Source organism: Bradyrhizobium sp. BR2003 (genome assembly GCF_009720285.1).
In the GTDB taxonomy this organism is placed as follows: Bacteria; Pseudomonadota; Alphaproteobacteria; order Rhizobiales; family Xanthobacteraceae; genus Bradyrhizobium; species Bradyrhizobium elkanii.
This window is the reverse complement of record NZ_SMYJ01000024.1, coordinates 299,411-305,671: the sequence shown is the minus strand read 5'-3', so window position 1 is coordinate 305,671 and position 6,261 is coordinate 299,411. Positions and strand designations below refer to the sequence as shown.

7 protein-coding genes are annotated in these 6,261 nt (G+C 64.8%); 5 read left to right on the top strand and 2 right to left on the bottom strand.

What is annotated here, in order from left to right; translation table 11 throughout:
* From E2I15_RS17615 to E2I15_RS17605, 3 genes are all read left to right on the top strand, one after another.
* On the top strand, positions 1 to 339 hold a 339-nt coding region (locus tag E2I15_RS17615), incomplete at its 5' end, for a GDP-mannose 4,6-dehydratase (RefSeq protein WP_196238917.1).
* Positions 320 to 1,264, top strand: coding sequence for a GDP-L-fucose synthase (gene fcl, locus E2I15_RS17610; RefSeq protein WP_155262440.1), 945 nt, complete (start codon positions 320 to 322; stop codon positions 1,262 to 1,264). The genes E2I15_RS17615 and fcl, both read left to right, overlap by 20 nt.
* A gap of 117 nt (positions 1,265 to 1,381) precedes the next feature.
* Complete coding sequence (locus E2I15_RS17605) at positions 1,382 to 2,359, top strand: tripartite tricarboxylate transporter substrate binding protein (RefSeq protein ID WP_137480246.1); 978 nt, start codon at positions 1,382 to 1,384, stop codon at positions 2,357 to 2,359.
* Here E2I15_RS17605 and E2I15_RS17600 read toward each other — a convergent pair.
* On the bottom strand, positions 2,356 to 3,201 hold the full coding sequence (locus E2I15_RS17600) for a uroporphyrinogen-III synthase (RefSeq protein WP_137480244.1): 846 nt from the start codon (positions 3,199 to 3,201) through the stop codon (positions 2,356 to 2,358). The two genes, E2I15_RS17605 and E2I15_RS17600, sit on opposite strands and share 4 nt — an antisense overlap.
* A 135-nt stretch (positions 3,202 to 3,336) precedes the next feature.
* Here E2I15_RS17600 and purU point away from each other — a divergent pair, with 135 nt between their 5' ends.
* Positions 3,337 to 4,200, top strand: coding sequence for a formyltetrahydrofolate deformylase (gene purU / locus E2I15_RS17595; RefSeq protein WP_137480242.1), 864 nt, complete (start codon positions 3,337 to 3,339; stop codon positions 4,198 to 4,200).
* Between the two features lie 59 nt (positions 4,201 to 4,259).
* On the opposite strand, the gene E2I15_RS17590 is transcribed toward purU, so the two are convergent.
* Positions 4,260 to 4,538 (bottom strand): hypothetical protein, encoded by a 279-nt coding sequence (locus E2I15_RS17590; RefSeq protein ID WP_137480292.1) that lies wholly within the window; start codon positions 4,536 to 4,538, stop codon positions 4,260 to 4,262.
* A gap of 379 nt (positions 4,539 to 4,917) precedes the next feature.
* Between E2I15_RS17590 and E2I15_RS17585 the strand changes: the two genes are divergently transcribed.
* Complete coding sequence (locus tag E2I15_RS17585) at positions 4,918 to 6,099, top strand: ABC transporter substrate-binding protein (RefSeq protein WP_137480240.1); 1,182 nt, start codon at positions 4,918 to 4,920, stop codon at positions 6,097 to 6,099.
* Positions 6,100 to 6,261: the final 162 nt, after the last annotated feature.

Here is a 6,261-nt window from a genome sequence, read left to right as displayed (position 1 = left end):
GACGAGCCCGGCGACTTCGTGCTCGCGACCGGCGAGACGCGGTCGGTCCGCGAGTTCGTCGAGCTGGCGTTTGCCGAGGTCGGCCGCAGCATCGAATGGCGCGGCAAGGGCGTCGAGGAGGTCGGTGTCGACAAGGCGTCCGGCAACACCCTGGTGCAGATCGATCCGACCTATTTCCGCCCGACCGAGGTCGATCTTCTGATCGGCGACGCCAGCAAGGCGCGCGCCAAGCTCGGCTGGGCGCCGAAGACGCCGTTCGCGCAGCTGGTGAAGGAAATGGTCGCCAGCGATCTCGTCGAGGCCAGGCAGGACGCGGCCAATGGCAAGCACGGCGTTTGAGCTGAAGGGCAAGACGGTCTTCGTTGCCGGCCATCGCGGCATGGTCGGCTCGGCGCTGATGCGCCGGCTGGCGCGCGAGGAGGCCGATCTCCTGACGGTGTCGCGCAGCGAGGTCGATCTGCGCGACCAAACCGCGGTGAATGCCTGGTTTGCCGCGAAGCGGCCGCAGGCCGTGTTCCTCGCTGCCGCCAAGGTCGGCGGCATCGTCGCCAACAACACGCTGCGGGCCGAATTTCTCTACGACAATCTGGCGATCTCGAGCAACGTGATCCAGGCGGCGCACGCCAATGGCTGCGAGAAGCTGATGTTCTTCGGCTCGTCCTGCATCTATCCGCGCCTGGCGCCGCAGCCGCTGCGCGAGGATTCGATGCTGACCGGCCCGCTGGAGCCGACCAACGAGCCCTATGCCATCGCCAAGATCGCCGGCATCAAGATGGCCGAGGCCTATCGCAGCCAGTACGGCGCCGATTTCATCAGCGTGATGCCGACCAATCTTTACGGCCCCGGCGACAATTATCACCCCGAATACAGCCACGTCGTCGCCGCGCTGATCCGCCGCTTCCACGAGGCCAAGGTTTCCGGCGCCGGCAATGTCGTGGTGTGGGGCACCGGCACGCCGCGCCGTGAATTCCTCTATGTCGACGATCTCGCCGACGCCTGCATCCATCTGATGAAGACCTATTCCTCGCCCGAACTGGTCAATATCGGCACCGGCGAGGACATCACCATCGCCGAGTTCGCGCGCGTCGTCGCGGCCGCCGTCGGCTATCGCGGCGAGATCAGCTTCGACACGTCGCGCCCGGACGGCACGCCGCGCAAGCTGCTCGACGTCGGCCGGCTGGCCAGGCTCGGCTGGCGCGCCACCACCTCGCTCGAGGATGGCATCGCCCTCGCGTACCAGGCCTATCTGCGCGAGACGAAGTGACGCGGTGAACCTCCCGCCCTCCGACTGAGAATATCTGTCGGCTTGGCGACGCCGTGCGGCTAGGATGCGCGTGCCCAAGCGTGCCGCAAGAGCCGCCAGTGCGTCGGAGGAGACATCATGAAGGTTCTACGCCGCCAGTTCCTGCAACTTGCAGCCGCTACGGCTGCGCTTCCGCTCACATTTGGAAAAGCGATTGCCGAGGCCTATCCGGCGCGGCCGGTTCACCTCGTGATCGGCTATACTCCCGGCGGTTCGGCGGACCTGACGGCGCGCCTGATGGGGCAGTGGCTGTCGGAAAAGCTCGGGCATTCCTTCATTGTCGAGAACCGGCCGGGCGGCGGGACCAACATCGCCACCGAGCAGGCGCTGCGCGCGGCGCCCGACGGCTACACGCTGCTGCTGGTCGCGCCGGCCAATGCGATCAATGCGACGCTTTACCAGAAACTGCCCTTCGACTTCATGCGCGAGATGGAGCCGATCGCGGGCATCATTCGCTTTCCCAACGTCGTGGTGGTGCACCCCTCGCTGCCGATCAAGTCCATTCCCGAACTGATCGCCTATGCAAAGGCCAATCCCGGCAAACTCAACATGGCGTCCTCAGGCAACGGTTCGACGATCCACATGTCGGGCGAACTGTTCAAGATGCTGACCGGCATCAACATGCAGCATGTGCCCTACCGGGGCGGCGCGCCGGCGCTCACCGATATGCTGTCCGGCGTGATGCAGGTGATGTTCGACAATCTTCCGACCTGCGCCGAGCACGTCAAATCAGGCAAGCTGCGCGGACTTGCGGTCACCAGCACGACCCGTTCGGACGTGCTTCCGGACCTGCCGCCGGTCGCCGACTTCCTGCCGGGCTACGAGGCGAGCGCCTGGTACGGCCTCGCGGCGCCGAAGAACACGCCGCCTGAAATCGTCGACAGGCTCAACAAGGCCGTCAATGAAATCCTCGCCGATCCCAAAGCCAAGGCGCGGTTCACCGAGATCGGCGCGATCATGCTGCCGGGCTCGGCCGCCGACTTCGGCAGACTGGTGGCCGACGAGACCGAGAAATGGGGCAAGGTGGTCAAGTTCGCCGGCGCCAAGGTCGATTAGCTTTGCGCCGTCGCGCGCGGCGGATTCTTGGAAAGCGCCGCCGCCATCGCCGAGATCAGCGGCCGCATGAAGAAGGTGTCTTCGGCCGGGTAGATGTCGGTGCGCAGTCCGTGGGACTTGAGTTCGTCCGATACCGCCGGTCCGACGGATGCGATCGGCGTGCGCTCGAACCCCTGGCGTAACCTGTCCTCGCAACCGCGCGCCCGTGCCACTTCGATGAGGCGGCGGACCTGGCCGAGATTGGTCAGCGCGATCGCATCGATGCGGCCCTGCGCCATCTCCTCGATCGCGGTGACGATGTTGGCGTCGGCGGCTTGCGCGTCATAGACATAGGGCAGCACCGTATCGACCTCGGCGCCCTGTGCCCTGATCGCGCCGATCAGGGTGGCGTGATCCTTGTCCGGATAGAGCTGCAGGCCGAGCCGATGGCCGGTCAGCTCGAGCTTCGACAGCATCTCGGCGACGCCTTCCGACGTCGGCTTCTCGGTCGTCATCTGCGGTTCCAGGCCGATCTCGCGCAGCGCCCGGCCGGGCTTTGGGCCGCGGGCGAATTTGCGCGTCTTGGCGAGGCTATCGACAAACTCCCGCTCGACACCGATCCGGCGCACGACCTTCATCAGCCGGCGCAGGCCTTCGCCGGTCATCAGCACGAGGTCGTCGAGCGGCCGTTCGATGGCGCGGCGAATCCAGGCCTCGATCGGCACCGCATCAGGCGCATCGTGGATGGTGAACATCGGGCATTGCAGCACGTCGGCCCCCTGCTCGGCGAGCAGGCGGGAAAACTGCGCCTCCTCGCGCGTCTCGAGGATCAGGATGCGGTAGCCGTTCAGCCGTTCAGCCATGATGGTCCCTAACAAACATTGTCGTCATTTGTTCGATTTGACCCCCGCGCCGGGATTGGCGCAAGGCCGCCTGCGGTGTAGACGAGGGCCGAAAATGACCGTTCCACCAATCTGCTCAAGCTTTGGTCAATTGGCATGCCCGACCATCAATTCGTTTTGACCCTGTCCTGTCCGGACCGTCCGGGAATCGTCTCGGCGGTCTCGACGTTTCTTGCCCATAACGGCCAGAACATCCTGGATGCCCAGCAGTTCGATGACGTCGAAACCGGCAAGTTCTTCATGCGCGTGGTGTTCACCGCTGCCGACCTTGCGGTCGAACTCGCGGCGCTGCAGACCGGCTTTGCCGCGATCGCCGAACGGTTCGGCATGGAATGGCAGATGCGCGATCGCGCCACCCGCCGCCGGGTGATGCTATTGGTGTCGAAGTCCGATCACTGCCTGGTCGACATCCTCTACCGCTGGCGCACCGGCGAGCTCGAAATGATCCCTACCGCTGTTGTCTCCAACCATCCGCGCGAGACCTACGGCTCGCTCGATTTCGGCGATATCCCGTTCCATCATCTGCCGGTGACGAAGGAGACCAAGCGGCAGCAGGAAGACGCGGTGTGGAAGCTGGCCCAGGACACCAGGACCGACCTCGTCGTGCTGGCCCGCTACATGCAGATCCTGTCGGACGAGATGTCGGCGCGGCTGTCGGGCCGCTGCATCAACATCCATCATTCCTTCCTGCCGGGCTTCAAGGGCGCGAGGCCCTACCACCAGGCGCATGAGCGCGGCGTCAAGCTGATCGGCGCCACGGCGCATTACGTCACCAGCGATCTCGACGAGGGCCCGATCATCGACCAGGACGTCGAGCGCATCAGCCACCGCGACACGCCCGAGGATCTCGTGCGCAAGGGGCGCGACATCGAGCGCCGGGTGCTGGCGCGCGCGATCCGCTACCATCTCGCCGATCGCGTCATCCTCAACGGACGCAAGACCGTGGTGTTCGTCGACTGATCCGCGCTTCGCCCGGCCCGCACCAGGCGATGCGGGTTCTGGGCCGGCCGACCGTGCGCTCAGTGGGCCGCGTCCTGCGGTGCCGTTGCCGGCTTCGCGTCGTCGCCGCGCTGGGCCGCAGGCGCCAGCCGCTTGCGTTCCCGATCCTGCATGAACTTGTCGTATTCGGGGGTGCCCGGCCGCGGCGGCGCATCCGCCGGCAGGCCGCCGGCCCAGGCTGGAATGGTGTCGGCCATGCCGGCCGAGAGCTTCTGGTTCATGGAGCTGCATCCCCCGAGCGCGCCGGCCGCGAGCGCGAGGGCAGTCAGGACAGCGATGGGACGCGTGACGATTGGCATGGGAGGAAGGATACAGCCCTGGTCTTTATGGATGATGATCTCGGGCGCGACCGTTCGGCTGCAATTGTGCTTGTTTGTTGACATTGTCGCTGCGTTTGTACGATCGTACAAATGAATCGAGCCGGCGGCGGCCTTGAATGCGCGAGACCGCTTCTCGCAGAGGCATTGAGTCTTGTGGAGCGATGTTGGTATCCTGATACTTGTCTCTGCAGTCAGACCCGATCGCGTCGCGTGTGGCACACGTCCATCGTCCGATTGACAGAGGGCACGCGGAGACGCCTTGTCGCGTTGCGGCTTGGCCGTGCATGCTTGAGTTAAAACAAGGCAAGAGCCGGGGACCAAGGCTCGATGCAGAAGAACGGAAGGGGGAGGGACGTCGATGTTCAATCGTCGCAAAATGTTGCTGTGGGGCGCCGCTTCGGCCGTGCTTTCCGGGTTGTGCGCCAGCGTGCCGGCGCGGGCGGACGACGCCGTCAGGATCGGGCTGATCCTGCCGATGACCGGCGGTCAGGCGTCGACCGGCAAGCAGATCGATAACGCCATCAAGCTCTACATGCAGCAGAAGGGCGACACCGTCGCCGGCAAGAAGATCGAGATCATCCTGAAGGACGACGCCGCGGTGCCGGACAACACCAAGCGGCTCGCGCAGGAGCTGATCGTCAACGACAAGGTCAATTTCATCGCGGGCTTCGGCGTGACCCCCGCGGCGCTCGCAGCGGCGCCGCTGGCGACGCAGGCCAAGATCCCCGAAGTCGTGATGGCGGCCGGCACCTCGATCATCACCGAGCGTTCGCCCTACATCGTGCGTACCAGCTTCACGCTGGCGCAGTCCTCCACCATCATCGGCGACTGGGCGGTGAAGAACGGCATCAAGAAGGTCGCGACGCTGACCTCCGACTACGCGCCCGGCAACGATGCGCTGACCTTCTTCAAGCAGCACTTCACCGCCGGCGGTGGCGAGATCGTCGAAGAGGTCAAGGTCCCGCTCGCCAATCCGGACTTCGCGCCGTTCCTGCAGCGCATGAAGGATTCCAAGCCCGACGCGATGTTCGTATTCGTGCCGGCCGGGCAGGGCGGCAACTTCATGAAGCAATATGCCGAGCGCGGGCTCGACAAGAGCGGCATCAGGGTGATCGGACCCGGCGACGTCATGGATGACGATCTGCTCAACAATATGGGCGATGCCGCGCTCGGCGCGGTGACGGCGCATCTCTATTCGGCCGCGCATCCGTCCGCGATGAACAAGGAGTTCGTCGTCGCCTACAAGAAGGCGTTCGGCAACCGCCCCGGCTTCATGGCGGTCAGCGGCTATGACGGCATCCATCTGATCTATGAGGCGCTGAAGAAGACCAATGGTGCGACCGACGGCGACAAACTGATCGAGGCGATGAAGGGCATGAAGTGGGAGAGCCCGCGCGGCCCGATTTCGATCGATCCGGAAACCCGTGACATCGTGCAGAACATCTATATCCGCAAGGTCGAGAAGGTCGACGGCGAACTCTATAATGTCGAGTTCGCGACCTTCGAGGCCGTCAAGGATTCCGGCAAGACCAAGAAGTGACGCTGTCGCTGTCGCTGTCGTTCTCGGCGCGCGCCGCCTCCCGTGCGTCATGCCCGGCCTTGTGCCGGGCATCCACGTCTTTCCCACCGCCGCGAGAAAGACGTGGATGGCCGGGACAAGCCCGGCCATGACGATCTGTTTGCGCGACGCAATGGCACCTTC